At 61.2% G+C, this 16,326-nt stretch carries 13 protein-coding genes; 5 read left to right on the top strand and 8 right to left on the bottom strand.

Features of this window, described 5'->3' with window-relative positions; translation table 11 throughout:
• Positions 1-262: 262 nt before the first annotated feature.
• Complete coding sequence (locus tag ASN89_RS10200; RefSeq protein ID WP_058049186.1) at positions 263-1,897, top strand: NAD(P)/FAD-dependent oxidoreductase; 1,635 nt, start codon at positions 263-265, stop codon at positions 1,895-1,897.
• Positions 1,898-1,980: 83 nt separating this feature from the next.
• On the opposite strand, the gene ASN89_RS10195 is transcribed toward ASN89_RS10200, so the two are convergent.
• From ASN89_RS10195 to glnA, 7 genes are all read right to left on the bottom strand, one after another.
• Positions 1,981-4,674: a TonB-dependent receptor gene (locus tag ASN89_RS10195; RefSeq protein WP_160309318.1), complete on the bottom strand. Its 2,694-nt coding sequence runs from the start codon at positions 4,672-4,674 to the stop codon at positions 1,981-1,983.
• 415 nt (positions 4,675-5,089) lie between these two features.
• Positions 5,090-6,472, bottom strand: coding sequence for a GAF domain-containing sensor histidine kinase (locus ASN89_RS10190; RefSeq protein ID WP_046685421.1), 1,383 nt, complete (start codon positions 6,470-6,472; stop codon positions 5,090-5,092).
• A 134-nt stretch (positions 6,473-6,606) separates the two neighbouring features.
• Entirely contained in the window at positions 6,607-7,572 is a 966-nt protein-coding gene (corA, locus tag ASN89_RS10185; protein WP_034760218.1) for a magnesium/cobalt transporter CorA, read from the bottom strand.
• A gap of 146 nt (positions 7,573-7,718) precedes the next feature.
• Positions 7,719-9,209, bottom strand: a complete 1,491-nt coding sequence (gene ntrC, locus ASN89_RS10180) for a nitrogen regulation protein NR(I) (RefSeq protein WP_058049185.1) — start codon at positions 9,207-9,209, stop codon at positions 7,719-7,721.
• A gap of 48 nt (positions 9,210-9,257) precedes the next feature.
• Positions 9,258-10,346 (bottom strand): nitrogen regulation protein NR(II), encoded by a 1,089-nt coding sequence (glnL, locus tag ASN89_RS10175; RefSeq protein WP_058049184.1) that lies wholly within the window; start codon positions 10,344-10,346, stop codon positions 9,258-9,260.
• A gap of 5 nt (positions 10,347-10,351) precedes the next feature.
• Entirely contained in the window at positions 10,352-10,834 is a 483-nt protein-coding gene (locus tag ASN89_RS10170) for a DUF4124 domain-containing protein (RefSeq protein ID WP_058049195.1), read from the bottom strand.
• A gap of 173 nt (positions 10,835-11,007) precedes the next feature.
• Positions 11,008-12,423 (bottom strand): type I glutamate--ammonia ligase, encoded by a 1,416-nt coding sequence (gene glnA / locus ASN89_RS10165; RefSeq protein ID WP_029496182.1) that lies wholly within the window; start codon positions 12,421-12,423, stop codon positions 11,008-11,010.
• 384 nt (positions 12,424-12,807) lie between these two features.
• On the opposite strand from glnA, the gene ASN89_RS10160 reads away from it, so the two are divergent.
• The 3 genes from ASN89_RS10160 (at position 12,808) to ASN89_RS10150 (ending at position 14,057) form a co-directional block, all read left to right on the top strand.
• Positions 12,808-13,269: a rhodanese-like domain-containing protein gene (locus ASN89_RS10160; RefSeq protein WP_046685424.1), complete on the top strand. Its 462-nt coding sequence runs from the start codon at positions 12,808-12,810 to the stop codon at positions 13,267-13,269.
• Positions 13,270-13,425: 156 nt separating this feature from the next.
• Positions 13,426-13,776 carry a type II toxin-antitoxin system RelE/ParE family toxin gene (locus ASN89_RS10155; protein ID WP_046685425.1) on the top strand — a complete coding sequence of 117 codons (351 nt, stop codon included), beginning with the start codon at positions 13,426-13,428 and terminating at the stop codon, positions 13,774-13,776.
• Positions 13,773-14,057: an XRE family transcriptional regulator gene (locus ASN89_RS10150; RefSeq protein ID WP_046685426.1), complete on the top strand. Its 285-nt coding sequence runs from the start codon at positions 13,773-13,775 to the stop codon at positions 14,055-14,057. Before ASN89_RS10155 ends, ASN89_RS10150 begins: the two co-directional genes overlap by 4 nt.
• A 138-nt stretch (positions 14,058-14,195) precedes the next feature.
• Here the strand turns inward: ASN89_RS10150 and ASN89_RS10145 are convergent, their stop codons facing one another.
• A complete protein-coding gene (locus ASN89_RS10145) occupies positions 14,196-15,548 on the bottom strand; it encodes a TAXI family TRAP transporter solute-binding subunit (RefSeq protein WP_046685649.1) in 1,353 nt (450 codons plus the stop codon).
• A 131-nt stretch (positions 15,549-15,679) separates the two neighbouring features.
• Here ASN89_RS10145 and ASN89_RS10140 point away from each other — a divergent pair, with 131 nt between their 5' ends.
• The gene (locus ASN89_RS10140) at positions 15,680-16,285 is read left to right on the top strand and encodes a glutathione S-transferase family protein (RefSeq protein ID WP_058049183.1); all 606 of its coding nucleotides are present in this window, start codon (positions 15,680-15,682) and stop codon (positions 16,283-16,285) included.
• Positions 16,286-16,326 lie beyond the last annotated feature (41 nt).

The raw sequence follows: 16,326 nt of genomic DNA, 5'->3' as shown, positions 1-16,326 counted from the left end.
ACTTCACGCTGGGCGGCCGCTACACGTTCTAATCGCCAGGCAAGAAATAACAGTTAGTTAGCAAAAAAATCCGGCGGCCATGCATTGGCCGCCGGATTTTTTCTTTTCAGCCTCCTCTTTTCTAAGGCGCCGCCAACCTCGCGGATAGCCTGCAGATGGCCCGCAGCTGGACATGCGGGTAAAATAGCGCCCTGATGCCCTCACGCGGCACCACACACTCTCCGCTAGATACGGAGCCCGGCAATTTTTGAAAATACACACCATGTTGCGACTCAACGAAGTAAAACTCCCCCTCGAACACGACGATGCAGCCCTACCGGCCGCCATCCTGGCCCGCCTCGGCATTGCCGCCGATGAGCTGCTCGGCTTTACCGTCTTCAAGCGCAGCTATGACGCGCGCAAGCGCAGTGCCGTGGTGTTGATTTACTCGCTGCACGTGGACGTCAAGAATGAAGCGGCCGTGCTGGCGCGCCTGGGCCACGATATCCACCTGATGCCCGCGCCCGACACCGACTATAAATTCGTCGCCGGCGGCGAACAGCTGGCCGGCCACACCAATGAAGCGCGTCCCATCGTCATCGGCACGGGCCCGTGCGGCCTGTTCGTGGCGCTGATCCTGGCACAGATGGGCTTGCGCCCCCTCATCCTGGAACGGGGCAAGCAGGTGCGCGAGCGCACGGTCGACACCTTCGGCTTCTGGCGCAAGCGCGAACTGAACCCCGAGTCGAACGTGCAGTTCGGCGAAGGCGGCGCCGGTACTTTCTCGGACGGCAAGCTGTACAGCCAGATCAAGGATCCCAAACACTACGGCCGCAAGGTGCTGACGGAATTCGTCAAGGCCGGCGCGCCCGAAGAAATCATGTATGTGAGCAAACCGCACATCGGCACCTTCCGCCTGGTCAAGATGGTGGAAGAAATGCGCGCGAATATCGAAAAGCTGGGCGGCGAATACCGCTTCAGCAGCAAAGTGGTCGATCTCGACATCGTGCCAGGCAGCGATGGCGGCCAGGTGCGCGGCGTGTTGCTGGACAATGGCGAAACCATCGCCAGCAACCATGTCGTGCTGGCCATTGGCCACAGCGCGCGCGACACCTTCGAGATGCTGCACCGCCGCGGCGTGTACATCGAAGCAAAACCGTTCTCGATCGGCTTCCGCGTGGAACACCCGCAGTCGCTGATCGACAGCTGCCGCTTCGGCCCCAGCGCCGGCCACCCGATCCTGGGCGCGGCCGACTACAAGCTCGTGCATCACGCCAGCAATGGCCGCTCCGTCTACAGCTTCTGCATGTGCCCGGGCGGCACGGTGGTGGCGGCCGCCTCGGAACCGGGCCGCCTGGTGACGAACGGCATGAGCCAGTATTCGCGCAACGAACGCAACGCCAACAGCGCCATCGTCGTCGGCATCACGCCCGCCGACTACCCGGGCGACCCGCTGGCCGGCATCGCCCTGCAGCGCGAGCTGGAAGAGCGCGCGTTTGCCCTCGGTGGCGGCAACTACGATGCGCCAGGACAATTGGTCGGCGACTTCGTGGCCGGCCGCGCCTCGACGGAATTTGGCAGCGTGGTGCCCTCCTACAAGCCGGCCGTGCACCTGACGGACCTGGCGCCGTCCTTGCCTGAATACGCGATCACGGCCCTGCGCGAAGCCTTCCCGGCGTTCAACAAGCAGATCAAGGGTTACTACAAGGCCGACGCCGTGCTGACGGGCGTGGAAACGCGCACCTCGTCGCCGATCCGCATCAAGCGCCGCGACGATGACTTGCAAAGCCTGAATACACGGGGACTGTTCCCCGCCGGCGAAGGCGCCGGCTATGCGGGCGGCATCCTGTCGGCGGCCGTCGACGGCATCAAGGTGGCCGAAGCGGTGGCCCTGTCGATGGCGGCGCGCGGAAAATAAGCCACGGCGGCCGTGCTGCACGGCCAGCGCAAAAAAAACGCCCGGGTTCACCCGGGCGTTTCAGCTTTCAGCCTGCAACAAGCTTAGAACGTATAGCTGCCGCGCAGATAAACGGTACGGCCAATGGCGTCGGCATAGCGTGGATCATAGCCAGCCTGGAAGGTCGTGGTTTGATAGCTCAGTGGCGGCTCGCGATCGAACAGATTGCGCACGCCGACGGTCAGAGTCACGTTCTTGGTGGCGGCAACCGTTCCGAAAGCATCAAAGGTGGTGTAGGACGCCACTTTGTGCTCTTCATCCTGGTCCAGGTAACCGGACTTGTAATGACCCGACATGCCGGCACTGAAGATACCGCTGTTCCAGTTCACGCTGGCCGTATGCTGCCAGCGGAAGATCGGACCGGCGCCGGAGAAGACGCCGACGTTCTGCTTCCACTTGCCGCCTTCGGCACTTTGATACTCGTACTTGTTGACGTACGTGCTGTTGGTGACCAGGGCGAACGTGCCAAAGTCGCTGGTGCGCAAGCGGTAGTTGACGCTCAAGTCGAGGCCGCGGGTCTTCACGCCACCCAGGTTCTGGGTACGCAGGTCGACATAGCCGCAAGTGGCCGGATTCGGGCATTGCGAACCGTCGGTGGCCAGGTTGCCGTTCGCCGTGCGGTGGTACACGGCCGCGTAGGTAACCGGATCTCCAAACACGTCGTCTTCCGCCAGGCTGCCGATCGAATGGTCGAGCTTGATGTCCCAGTAATCGATGCCGATGCTCAGGTTGGCGATCGGTTCGAAGACGACGCCCAGAGTAATGTTGCGCGACTCTTCAGGCGACAGCTTTTTATTACCGCCAAACAAGGCCTGGAATTGCTGTTGGCAATTCGTTGCCTTGGGCTTGCCAGGCAATGCCGTACCGCCCGGGCAATTGATAGGGTCATCACGCTGGCTGGTATTGGTGTACGTTTGCGAGGAATTGATCTCGTACAGCGATGGCGCACGGAAACCGGTCGAGTACGAACCGCGGAACAGCACTTCTTTCGTCGGCTGGAAGCGGAATGCCACTTTCGGGTTGGTCGTATTGCCGAAATCGCTGTAACGGTCATAACGCACGGCGGCGGTCACGTCCAAGGTCTTGAGGATAGGCACGTTCAACTCGGCGTACACGGCTTGCGTGGTGCGCGAACCTTCGTCATGCGTTTCCGGATCGATACCGGTACTGGCAACGACCTTGGCGGCATATTCCGAATTGGCGGTGCTGAGGAATTTCTCATGTCCCACCTGCGCACCCACGGCCAGAGCGGCAGCGCGGCCAGCGCCCAGCCAGTCGCCCAGTTCGCGGCTTGCATTGAAGTCGGCGACCTTGGTCGTACCCTTGGCATTGCGGACATTGCCGTTCAATGCGGCACTTTCGATCAAGGCCATGCCGGCCGCGTCCTGGTCGCCGTATGGGTTGATGATGCCGTTCAAGACACCCTTCGTGATGATGCCGCCATCGCTGTAGCCCATCAGATTCACAGCGACCTTGTTTTCATTGAAGGTCAGCGCCGCGTTGTAGTCCCAGCCGGCGAGGTTGCCGTTCAAGCCAGCGACGAAGCGCTGTTGTTTGTTGATATTTTCATCAGCGCGCGAACCGTTCGGCAAATCGCGCCATTTGACGTTCACGAAGCCAGGATTGACGCCGGCAGGCATGAAGTTGGGATCGACGTAAGCGGCGTCGAGCGGAATGTTCGGCGTGAAATTGCCATTGCCAGGGTAGTACGGATTCGGCGAACCATCGAGGCGCGTGCGGTTCTGGCGCAAGCCACCATACGGTACCGGGGCGATAGCGCTGTAGACCTTGCTTTCGCTGTTCAGGTATTCCAGGCTCATCTCATGATTTGCGTTCAGCTTCAGGACGCCTTTGAGCAAGCCGGTCGTGCGTTTGCTTTTTGGCACATAGTCCACGAAGTTCGAGGTCGACATATTGCAGCTGGTGCCATCGCCGCTCGGTACCAGGAAGGTACCCGCGGCGCAGCTAGGCGCCGTCGGATTGCCCGTCTGGTCGTCCTGATAGTAATTGGCGGGGCTGGTGGTCGGCGAAATGCCGCCTGGATAGCGCTTGTTGTAATTGCGCTGGGTACCGGTAATGGCACGCTGGCTCTGGGTATCGAGCATACCGAAAATATTGAAGCCATCCTTATCCAGGTCGCCATAGCCGAAACCGACATTGGCATTCTTGGAGAAGCCACCCGATTGTTCCGGCATATCGGCACCGATGCTGACGATGCCGCCCTGGAAGTCCTTGCGCGTGATGAAGTTAATCACGCCACCGACGGCATCGCTGCCGTACAGCGACGACGCGCCATCGCGCAATACTTCAACGCGTTCGAGCGCGGCAAACGGGATCATGTTCAAATCGGGCGCCGAGGCGTCGAGCGCATTGTTGGCCATGCGGCGGCCGTTCAGCAAGACGAGGGTCTTGTTCGCGCCAATACCGCGCAAGTCGGCGAACGAAGCGCCGCCGGTGCCCAGGCCAACGACCTGGCTGGTGCCCTGCGATGCCTGCGAGGCGCTCAGGTTCGACATGACCTGCTCGATGGTGGTAATGCCCTGCTTTTTGAGATCATCCATTTTCATGATGGTGATCGGCACTGAGGTTTCACCATCGATCCGTTTGATGGCGGAGCCGGTGACTTCGACACGCTGCATGGGTGCATCGTTCTGTTGTGCCATGGCTGGCTGGGCCAGCATGGTCAGGCCAGCGACGACGGCGCTACCCGTAAACATCAAACGCAAAGAACGAGACAAGACTGTTTCCATCATCATTGCAAACTCCCCTTGATATATGTTTTTATTGCATTTTTATCATGTGAACTCGGCGCCACCGAACTGCCGATGCGGCGCTCCGTACAGGGCGACTATCCGCGCATTAACATTCTTTATCGTTATAAAAACCGCACCCGGGCCTGCGCCAAAGGGCCGTCCGAACTTGATGAATGATGATGCTTAGCCGCCATGCCACTACCCGTCAAAGGCCCAGTTGCCGTTGGCAGACTGAACCTTAATGAACCATCAAAACACGGGGAATTGGAAGGTGTCAACGATGCACTGAGCGCAGGAATAAAAAACAACAATTTACAATTCAGTAATATTGTTTTGCACAATGATGGTGTACGGTATGCACCAGAAATCAGCGTCGCTGCACTATGTCAGTGAGGTTTTTTTACGCCTGCCGGGAGGCCAGCGGCAGCCTGATTTGTATATGACAGCCGGGAGTGCAGTCGATGGCGCACACCTGGCCGCCCAGTTGCTGCACGATGGTGTAGACGATGTGCATGCCCAGGCCGGAGCCGCCCTGCCCACGCTTGGTGGTGAAAAACGGTTCAAACATGTGTTCGCGCACGGCGGGCGCCAGGCCGATGCCGTCGTCGGAAAAGTCCAGCAGCAGCCAGCGCGCATCCGCGTCATCGCCATCCGCCTCGATGCGCGCGCGGATCGTGATGCGGCCCGGGCCACCCTGCGGATAGCCATGGCGGGCACTGTTCATCAGCAGGTTCGAGAGGATTTGCGACAGCTTGCCGGCCGCCAGGCGCACCTGGCAATCGGGCGCGATATCGAGTTCCACGCCCAGCGCCGCCTTGCGCAGTTCCGGGCTGTGCGCCGACACCAGGCCGTGTACATAATCGTGCAACGCCAGGTCGGCCACATATTCGCTGACCTGGTCCACGGCCAGCTGCTTGAAATTGCCGATCAGGTCGGCGGCGCGCGCCAGGTTGCGCTCGATCAGGGCGGCCGCGCCTTTCAAGGACTCGGCGATGTCGATCAGTTCGGCACGGCTGACCTTGGCGCCGCCCAGCACCTGCACCAGCTGGTCGGCATAGCTGCCCATGCTCGACGCCGCCGTCAGCGCCACGCCGATGGGCGTGTTGACCTCATGTGAGACACCGGCAACGAGCGAGCCGAGGGCCGCCATCTGCTCCTGCTCGATCAGGTTGGCCTGCGCCGCCAGCAGGGACTCGGTGCGCACGCGCACGATTTCTTCCAGCTGCTGGGTGCGCTCCTGGTGCTGCAGCTCGGCCGCGCCGCGGGCCGAGAAGATCGACAGCAGCAGCAAGGCCAGCAAGCGCTTGTTTTCATCGATGGGACGCGTGTCGATGGCCGACAGGATGCCCAGGGTCTTGCCATCGGTATCGATCAGCGGCATGCCGACATAGCTTTCCGCCTGCATGTCGACCAGGAGGCTATCGAATGGAAAGCGGCGCTGGATATCGCTGCCGTGAAAACACATGCTCTGGCAGGTCACGTCCTGGCAAGGCGTGTGCTGCAGGCTGTATTCGATATTCGGCTGGTAGCCGTCGCCGCCCCACAGGGCCAGGGTGCGGATGCCTTCGCTGCCATCGTCCAGGCGCACCAGGCGCCCGGCGATCACATAGTGCACGTCAAGCGCTTCGGCCAGGTCCTTGACGAGGATGCGCAGAAAGTCGTCGCCACGGGCGTGCGCCGTCGAGGCGGTGATCGAGCGCAGGGCCGCCTCCGCCAGGGTGCGCCGCTGCTCGGGATCGAACAGGGGTTCTTGCGAATTCACATCAAACAACGGAATACTCATGAATGCTCCTGCGCAGCACGGAAAGCGCAGGCAAAGCTGCCGGCGCGGCGATCCTCAGCAAAGGCCCGGGTCAACGGACTTGCCGCGATTGTACCCCTGGCTATTGTTTAATAATACAGATACACAGGAATTTTTTATAACCAGCCGGAACGCTTGAACAAGTAATACATATAACCGCAGACACAGCTCATCACTGCCACGGCGGCCGGATAGCCATAATGCCAGTCCAGTTCCGGCATGAACTTGAAGTTCATGCCCCAGATGCCGGCAAACGCCGTAAACACGGCGAAGATCGCGGCCCAGGCCGCCAATTGCTTGTTCACTTCGCTCTCATCGATGGCGACCATCGACAGATTCACCTGGATCGCCGTGCTGATCGTATCGCGGATGGTGTCGAGCGTGCCGTTGATGCGCGCCAGATGGTCGTGCACGTCGCGGAAATACTCCTGGGTATCGTGGCACAGCGGCGGCACCCGCCCGCCGTGCAGCTTGCCCACCGCTTCCATCAGGGGCGCCACCACGTGGCGCAAGACCATGACCTTGCGTTTCAATTGATACAGCCGTTCGATATTGTCGCGTTCGGTGCCACGGTCGAAGATGCGGTCCTCGATCAGTTCCAGCTCCGATTCGAGCGCGTCGAGCACGGGAAAGTAACGGTCGACAACGGCGTCCATCAGCGCGTACAGCACGAAGGCCGAGCCCTGGCGCAGCAGATGCGGTTCGCGCTCGGCACGCGCGCGGACACCAAGGAAGCCTTGCGAGCTGTTGCTGCGCGAAGAGAGCACGTAGTTGGCGCCGACAAAAATATCGACTTCGCCCAGCACCAGTTCGTTCTCGACCATTTCCACGGTTTTCACGACGGCAAACAGGGAATCGCCATACTCCTCGATCTTCGGCCGCTGGTGGCCCCGCTGCGCGTCTTCCACCGCCAGTTCGTGCAGACAAAACTCGTGCTGCATCTGTTTCAGTTCGTCCGGCGTGGCGTCGAGCAGAGCCACCCAGACGAAGCAATCGGGGCGTTCGACGTAATCGCTGATATCGTCGATCGGCAAGTCGGCCAGTTTTTTGCCATCCTGGTAGGCCACGCAGTTTATGAGCATGCTATTCCACAGTTCAAGTTAACACCGGACGAAACAGTCCGGCAGGCGTCAGCTTACCTTATCGACTGCACTTGTTGTGGGTGTTGTGGCGTGCAAGGAACGCCAGGAGGGGAAGCGGACGGGGCGGGGCCCCGTCCGGACGGCAATCAGTCGTCCTTGGCGCCGTCGATGCCCAGTTCGGAGATCTTGCGGGTGATGGTGTTACGGCCGATGCCCAGGCGCACGGCGGCGTCATTCTTGCGCCCGTGCGTATGCTTGAGCGCCGTCTTGATCAGGGCCGATTCGAACTGGCGTCCCAGCACAGCCATGACTTCCTGCTGCCCCGCGCCCAGCATGCCGGCCGCCTGCAGTTCCAGCAAGCCGATCCATCCTGGCGGCGCGCCGTTGGCTGGCGCTGCGGCTTCGAATACCTGGCCGCCGTGCGGCTGGGCAACGGCTGCCGGCGCAGCCTCGCCCGCCGCCGCAGTGGCCGCGCCATCGCCCTGCCCCTGCGTCAATTCCAGCGGCAAGTCCTTGATTTCCACCGTCTGACCCGGCGCCATGACGGTGATCCAGTTGCACAGGTTTTCCAGCTGGCGTACATTGCCGGGCAAATCGAGGCTGCTGAGGAACTGCATCGTCGGTTCGCTCATGCGTTTGGCTTCCACGCCCAGCTGACGCGCGCTTTGCACCAGGAAGTGGCGCACCAGGATGGGGATATCCTCGCGCCGCTCCCTCAAACTGGGCAGGCGCAGCCGGATCACGTTCAGGCGGTGATACAAGTCTTCGCGGAACAGGCCGTCACGCACGCGCTGCTCGAGGTTCTGGTGCGTGGCCGTAATGACGCGCACATTCGCCTTCATGGGCTGATGGCCGCCGACGCGATAGAAATGGCCGTCGGACAGCACGCGCAGCAAGCGCGTCTGCAAGTCGAACGGCATGTCGCCGATTTCATCGAGGAACAAAGTGCCGTTCTCGGCTTGCTCGAAGCGGCCCCGGCGCGTCGTCTGCGCGCCCGTAAACGCACCCCGTTCATGGCCGAACAGTTCGGATTCGAGCAAATCCTTCGGGATCGCCGCCGTGTTCAGCGCGATGAAAGGCTGTGCTGCGCGCGGGCTGTGCTTGTGCAGCGCGCGCGCCACGAGCTCCTTGCCGGAACCGGATTCGCCCGTGATGAGCACCGTCACGTTCGACTGCGACAAACGGCCAATGGCGCGGAAGACTTCCTGCATGGCCGGCGCCTGGCCGAGGATTTCCGGCGTTTCCGACGGGCCCGATTCAACGCTCGTTTCGCGCAGGCTCTCTTCCAGCGCGCGGCGGATCAGCTCGACAGCCTTGTCGATGTCGAAAGGCTTGGCCAGGTATTCGAAGGCGCCGCCCTGGAAGGCTGCGACGGCCGAATCGAGGTCGGAAAAGGCCGTGATGATAATGACCGGCAAGCCGGGAAAGCGCGACTTGACCGTCTGCAGCAATTCCAGGCCGGACGCGCCCGGCATGCGGATATCGGACACGAGCACCTGCGGCGTGTCAAATTCCAGTGCGGCGATGGCGTCGCGCGCATTGGCAAAACTCTTGGTGGCGAGATTTTCCCGCGCCAGGGCTTTTTCCAGCACCCAGCGGATTGATTCGTCGTCGTCAACTATCCAGATTGGCTTCATTAGTGTGTGCGTCCCGCAATGGATTTCATGGGTGGGATACCTCCTCGCTTATGGCAAGGGTAGAACGATCCTGAAATCGGTGTATCCAGGCCGGCTTTCGCACTCGATCACGCCCAGGTGCTGTTGCACGAAGGTTTGCGCCAAGGTCAGCCCCAACCCGCTGCCGCCTTCCCTGCCCGACACCAGCGGGTAGAAAATCCGGTCGCGGATCTGGGGTGCGATGCCCGGTCCATTGTCAATGATATGCAAGTCTAATGCCAGGTTGTAGCGGACCTTGGCCAGGGTCACCTGGCGCGCCACGCGCGTCTTGAAAATGAGCTCCGCATCGCCCGCCTCGATGCGCTCGGCCAGGGCCTGTGCCGCGTTGTGCGCGATGTTGAGCACGGTCTGTATCAATTGCTCCTTGTCGCCGCGAAACTCGGGAATCGAGGCATCGTAATCGCGTGAAATGGTCAGACCGCTGGGAAATTCAGCCAGGATCAGGCTGCGCACGCGCTCACACACTTCGTGGATATTCACGTCGCCGACGATATGCGGGCGGCGGTGCGGCGCCAGCAGGCGGTCGACCAGGGTTTGCAGGCGGTCCGCTTCCTTGATGATCACTTGCGTATATTCGCGCAGCTCGCTCAGGTGCAGGGCCGGCAATTCCAGCTCCAGCAGCTGAGCCGCGCCGCGGATGCCGCCCAGCGGATTCTTGATTTCATGCGCCAGGTTGCGGATCAGCTCCTTGTTGACCTGGCTCTGGTCGAGGATGCGCTCTTCGCGGTCGAGTTTGAGCTGCTGCACGTTCTCGCGCAACTCGATCAGCACGCCGTCGCGCGGCGCGTCGAGCGCGCTGACGATGCTGTGCACGCGCAGCGGCTCGCGTCCCAGGCGTTCCAGGCTCAGGTCCTGGCGCAAGTCGGAAAATTTATGTTCGAGCGCCTGCGCGCAAATGCCGGCCAGCTCGTCTGGATTCAAGAACAGCGCCGTCAGCTTTTGCCGCGACAGTGCTTTCAATGAGCTTTCCAGCAGGTTCTCCGCCGCCGCGTTGGCATAGCTGATGCGGCCGTCGCCATCGAGCAGGATCACGGCCGAAGCGAGCAAATCGAGGCCGGCCAGGTGCGCCGGGCGGCTGGAATGGTTGTCTAGTGTCATGTGCTTTACCGAATATTCGCGATCTCGCGTTTCAGGGCCTCGACGTTCTGCTGTGTCCGGCTAATGTTGTCCTTCAACTGCGCCACTCTTTCCTGGTATTTCGCGTAATTGCGCTCATTGCCCTGGCGCTCGGGCTGGCCGCCATTGAACTCCAGGCGCTGCGCCGCCAGCTTCTGTTCTTCGCTGCGCAATTCGTCCTGCAGGATCTGGCGTCGGTCCAGGTCGCGCGCGCGCTGCTCGGCGCCATCGACCTTAGGAAACGCGCCGGAGGCAGGCGCTGCCGTGGCCGCCGCCTGCGTGGCGGGCCGGGCCTGCGTGCCGGCCAGCGGTGCCGTTTTGCGTGGCGGCTCCGTCATGGCGCCCGGCAAATCGAGCAGCTGGCAATGCGCGCCAGCCCGCTTGTCCGTGTATGTTTTATGTCCTTGCGCATCGGCGCACACATACAATTGCCCGTGCGCCTGTGCCGCCGCGCCCAGCAATCCTGCCATCAGCGCCATTCTGTAATGCTTGGTCAATCTCTACTCCTGTCGGCGCGTGCCGCATCGTTCCTGGGCCGACTATACAACAACGCACTGTGGCGCCATAACAAAAAACGCGGGCGAGACCATCGCCTCACCCGCGTTTTTTTATTCACTACCGGCATGCTGCCGGCGTGGCGCCATTACAGCGAGTAATACATGTCGAACTCGGCAGGATGCGTGGTCATGCGCATGCGCTGTACGTCCTGCATTTTCAGTTCCAGGTAAGCATCGATCATCGAATCGCTGAACACGCCGCCACGGGTCAGGAACTCGCGGTCCTTGTCCAGTGCGTCCAGAGCTTCTTCCAGCGAAGCGCACACGGTCGGGATCAGTGCGTCTTCTTCCGGCGGCAGATGGTACAGATCTTTCGAGGCGGCTTCGCCCGGATGGATCTTGTTGGCAACGCCGTCCAGGCCAGCCATCAGCAGTGCGGCGAAGCACAGGTACGGGTTCGCCAGTGGATCCGGGAAGCGCGCTTCGACGCGGCGGCCTTTTGGATTGGCCACGTGCGGGATACGGATCGAGGCGGAACGGTTTTTCGCCGAGTACGCCAGTTTCACTGGGGCTTCGTAGCCTGGTACCAGACGCTTGTACGAGTTGGTGCCCGGGTTGGTGATCGCGTTCAGTGCCTTGGCGTGCTTGATGATGCCGCCGATGTAGTACAGGGCGAAATCGGACAGGCCGGCATAGCCGTCGCCAGCGAACAGGTTTTTGCCATCTTTCCATACGGATTGATGCACGTGCATGCCCGAACCGTTGTCGCCAACGATAGGTTTCGGCATGAAGGTGGCGGTCTTGCCATAGCTGTGCGCCACGTTCCACACCACGTATTTCAGGTTTTGCGTCCAGTCGGCGCGCTCGACCAGGGTCGAGAACTTGGTGCCGATTTCATTCTGGCCGGCGCCGGCCACTTCGTGATGATGTACCTCAACCGGGATGCCCAGCGACTCCAGAATCAGGCACATTTCCGAACGCATGTCCTGGAAGCTGTCCACTGGTGGCACGGGGAAGTAGCCGCCCTTGACGGTAGGACGGTGGCCGCTGTTGCCGCCTTCGATGTCCTTGCCGGTCGACCACGAACCTTCGTCCGAACCGATCTTGACGAAGCATCCCGACATGTCGATCTTCCAGCGCACGCTGTCGAAGATGAAGAATTCTGGCTCAGGGCCGAAGTAGGCGGTGTCGCCCATGCCCGACGATTTCAGGTAGGCTTCGGCGCGTTTCGCGATCGAGCGCGGGTCGCGGTCGTAGCCCTTGCCGTCCGACGGTTCGATCACGTCGCACTGCATGAACAGGGTCGTTTCTTCCATGAACGGGTCGATATTGGCCGTGTTTGGATCCGGCAGCAAGATCATGTCGGACGCTTCAATGCCTTTCCAGCCAGCGATCGAAGAACCGTCAAAGGCGTGGCCCGACTCGAATTTGTCCATGTCGAAGTGCGACACGGGAACCGTCACGTGCTGCTCTTTACCACGGGTATCAGCAAAGCGGAAATCAACGAATTTGACTTCGTTTTCTTCTACCATCTTCAAGACTTCTGCGGCTGTCATTGCCATGCGTATCTCCTAAATGAATGTGGGGTGAGCCGACCTTAATGCGTCTGGGCTGATGAAGCGAAGCAAACATTGCGTGCCACCAAAACTCATAAGGATCATAGCAGATTCCATGCCAGCTTCTGGTGGGATGACGCCGCCAAGGTCAAAACCCGGCCATCCCAATGAAAGTTTTCGTGCCCGCGATTTTCCTGCTGCATTTGCGTCAAATCAAGAATGCACTAAGCAAGTGCAAAAAACGAATAACGCACCATTATCGTGCATTTTTTGCCGATTCTTGAAAAATGCCTCCTTGTGGTGCATACGCGATGCACCATGGTTTCCCGTTTGCGGCGCGCGGATGGCGCACTATAATCGACCACACCTGCCACTTTCATCGAGGACGCCATGACCACCGCCGCCGACATCCTGACCACCGCCCGCAGCCGGGCCAATGAAGGTACGCCGTATGCCGGCGCCGTCACGCCGCAGGAAGCGTACGACCTGCTGCAGCGCGATGCGGCCGTCAAGCTCATCGACGTGCGCACGAATGCCGAGCGCGACTGGGTGGGACGGGTTGATATCGCCGATACCCAGCATGGTGCGGTGCAGTGGGCCACCTACCCCGGTGGCGTGCCGAATCCCGATTTCCTCGCGCAATTGGCCGCCCAGGCCGGCAAGGACGAGGTGCTGCTGTTCCTGTGCCGCTCCGGCGTGCGTTCGCGCCACGCGGCCAAGCTGGCGACCGAGCACGGCTACCTGAACTGCTACGACATCCTCGAAGGTTTTGAGGGCGACAAGGACGCCGACGGCCACCGCAAGCAGATCGGCGGCTGGTGCAAGGCGGGGCTGCCGTGGCTGGGCGCCTGACGCTGGCAGCCTGATTATCTGAACCGTGTTTGATCTGGCGGGCCACCCTGTGGCCCTCTATCGGCTACAACCATCCATGCGCGCCCGATTTTTCAACTGCGGCGCAAATTCTCCTTGCAAGCGCGTACCTTATATAGTACAACATAGGGGTGCGTCATGGATGCTTCCGGCTTGCGGCAGATTACCCTGCTGTTCTATGCGAATGGCAATGGCGGCGAACCCGTGCGTGACTGGCTCAAGTCGTTGCCGGTTGAAGAGCGCCATGTGATCAGACAAGACTTGATGCATGCGCAATGGCGCTGGCCCGTGGGCATGCCCTTGTGCCGCCATCTGGGGCAAGGCTTGTCGGAGGTACGCAGCAGCCTGCCCGGCAACCGCATCGCGCGCGTGCTGATCTGCCATCACGGCGACTGCCTGGTGGCGCTGCACGGCTTTATCAAGAAAACCCGCGCCACGCCCGATGACGACCTGGCGCTGGCCCGCAAACGCTACAAGGAACTGACATGAACGCCACCGCTCCGCACCTCGGCAGCAGTCTCGACGACTTCCTCAAGGAAGAAGGCATTTTCGAGCAAACGCAAAACCGCGCCATCAAGGAAGTGATCGCCTGGCAACTGACGCAGGCGATGCAGGAACAATCGATGTCGAAGACGCGCATGGCGGCCCTGCTGCAGACGAGCCGCTCGCAGCTCGACCGCCTGCTCGACCCCAGCAGCGACGTGACGCTCTCCACCCTGGAGCGGGCCGCCGCGCTGGTCGGACGCAAGCTGTCGATCACCCTCATTTAGTACGCCTATCAAAACCTACTACGCGTCGTAATTTGCGGTCTGCGATGCTCACTGTACCTTCGTACAGCTGCGCTTCTCAACCACAACTTCCTTCCGCTCGCTACGGTTTTGTTAGGCGTTGTTAAGCGAGTTAATCGCTCAGGCCGGCTCGCCCACCTCGGTGGCAGGGTGTTCGCCCATCAGGGACAGAATACGCTTGCGCACGAAATTGATGTGGCTGCGCAAGCCATACAGCCCATCGGCAAACGACAGGGGAATCGAGATCTGGTTGACCATTTCCTCGATCTGGTCGAGCCGCTTCAATTGCGCCGCATACACTTGCGCGCGCTGCTCTGGCGGCACGTCTTCCAGCGCCTGCTCGACCGTGCGCAGCTGGCCGTACCAGCGGTACACGCGCGAGCGGATGCGCCACACGTACAAAGGCGGCACGACGCGCGACAGGGGCAGGATCAGGGCGCCGAGCGCCACCACCAGCACCCACATGCGATCAAAGAAATTGGCCAGCCAGAAACTCATGTAGCGCTGCAGCACGGGCGCGCCATCCTTGTAGAATTTCAGCGCTTCCGGTGCCACGGGAATTTCCGTGTAGCGCGCGGACGGGAACTGCCCCTGCTGCTGGAACCAGCCCGTGCCCCCATGGATGCTGGCCGCCGCCTGCACGAACAGGTCGACGAGGGCCGGATGCAAGTCTTCGCGCGCGACCAAAGTTGCCGTCGGCGCGATCAGGTGATAGTCCTGGGCGGGAATGTTCTGCCCCAGGTCGACGATACCGCGCGGCAAGACGACGTGGGTCAGGAAAGGCAGGCGCCGCGTGTACGCCTCCGCCTGCGAAAAATCAAACAGCTTGATGCCCGGCGTTTGCAACAGCATCTGGATCAGCGGCGCTTCCGGCGCCGAGCTGAACACGAGTCCGTCGATACGCCCTTCCAGCAGCTCCACCGTGGCGGGCGTGTTTTGCAAGTCGCTCACCGTCAATTCCTTCGCCTCGACGCCATTGACAGACAGCAACTGCCGGAACAGGCCGGGCACGCCCGTGCCTTCCGGTCCCAGGTTAATCTTCATGCCCTTCAATTGCGCCAGCTCCGTCACAGCCTTGTCTTCGCGCATGAAGAGCCAGACAGGTTCCGTAAACAGGCTGCCCAGGGAAATCAGGCCGTGGCGCTCGGCATCCTCGTGCTCCGTCGAGCCGCTTTGCACGAAGGCGATATCGGTTTTGCCATTGTTGAGGCGCTGCAGGTTTTCCTGCGAACCCAGCGACGGCTGCAAGGTCACCTTGATGCCGTGCTTGGCCAGGGTGGACGCATATTTCTTGCCGAACTCTTCATAGGCGCTGTTGTCCTGCCCCGTCGACAGGCTTACCTGGCGCGGCGGCGCCGGGTCGACCAGCCAGTAAGCGAGCGCGCAGAACGCGCCGACCAGCAGCAAGGTGGGACCGGCGGTGGCGAGGAAATCGCGCACGGAAAAACGGCTGAACGCGAGGATTTTGGACATGTGGTGGCGCATAGGTTTCATGGGTGGCTACGATGCCAAGAAAAGCTCAACTATGCAAGGCACTTTCACATGCGCGGCGTGGCCAAATCCGCTACAGTGGCAGATCAACCACCCGCCCTCCGGAGCCCCGCATGCTGAAAATTCTTGGAAAAGCCGCCTCGATCAATGTCCGCAAAGTCCTGTGGACGTGCGATGAACTCGACCTGCCGTATGAACGCGAAGACTGGGGCAGCGGCTTTCGCAGTACCGATGACCCCGCATTCCTGGTCTTGAACCCGAACGCCATGGTGCCCGTGCTGCTCGATGGCGACCTGGTGCTGTGGGAATCGAACACGATTTGCCGCTACCTGTGCGCCCAGGCGGGCCGCGATGACTTACTGCCAAGCACGCCCCGCGCCCGCGCGGAAGTGGAAAAATGGATGGATTGGCAGATGGGTGACCTCAACAACAGCTGGCGCTACGCCTTCATGTCGCTGGTACGCCAGAGCCCGGCACACCAGGACGCGGCGCAACTGGCGGCCGGGATCGCCGGATGGAACAAGATGATGGGCATCCTCGAGCAGCAGCTGCAGCGCACGGGCGCCTTCGCCTGCGGCGAGCAATTTACCTTGGCCGATATCGTGCTGGGCCTGTCCGTCAAGCGCTGGCTGATGGCGCCGCTGCAGCGTCCCGACTACCCTGCCATCGCCGCTTATCACGCGCGCCTGGCGGACAAGACGGCCGTGTTTGCCGGCTAAAAAAAACGCCGGCGAGAACGCCGGCGTTTTGCTACAACTGC

The sequence above is a fragment of the Janthinobacterium sp. Ant5-2-1 genome (assembly GCF_001445815.1).
GTDB classification, from domain to species: Bacteria; Pseudomonadota; Gammaproteobacteria; order Burkholderiales; family Burkholderiaceae_D; genus Janthinobacterium; species Janthinobacterium lividum_E.
Note: the sequence above shows the minus strand (reverse complement) of the source record. Positions and strands in the feature narration are given on the sequence as shown.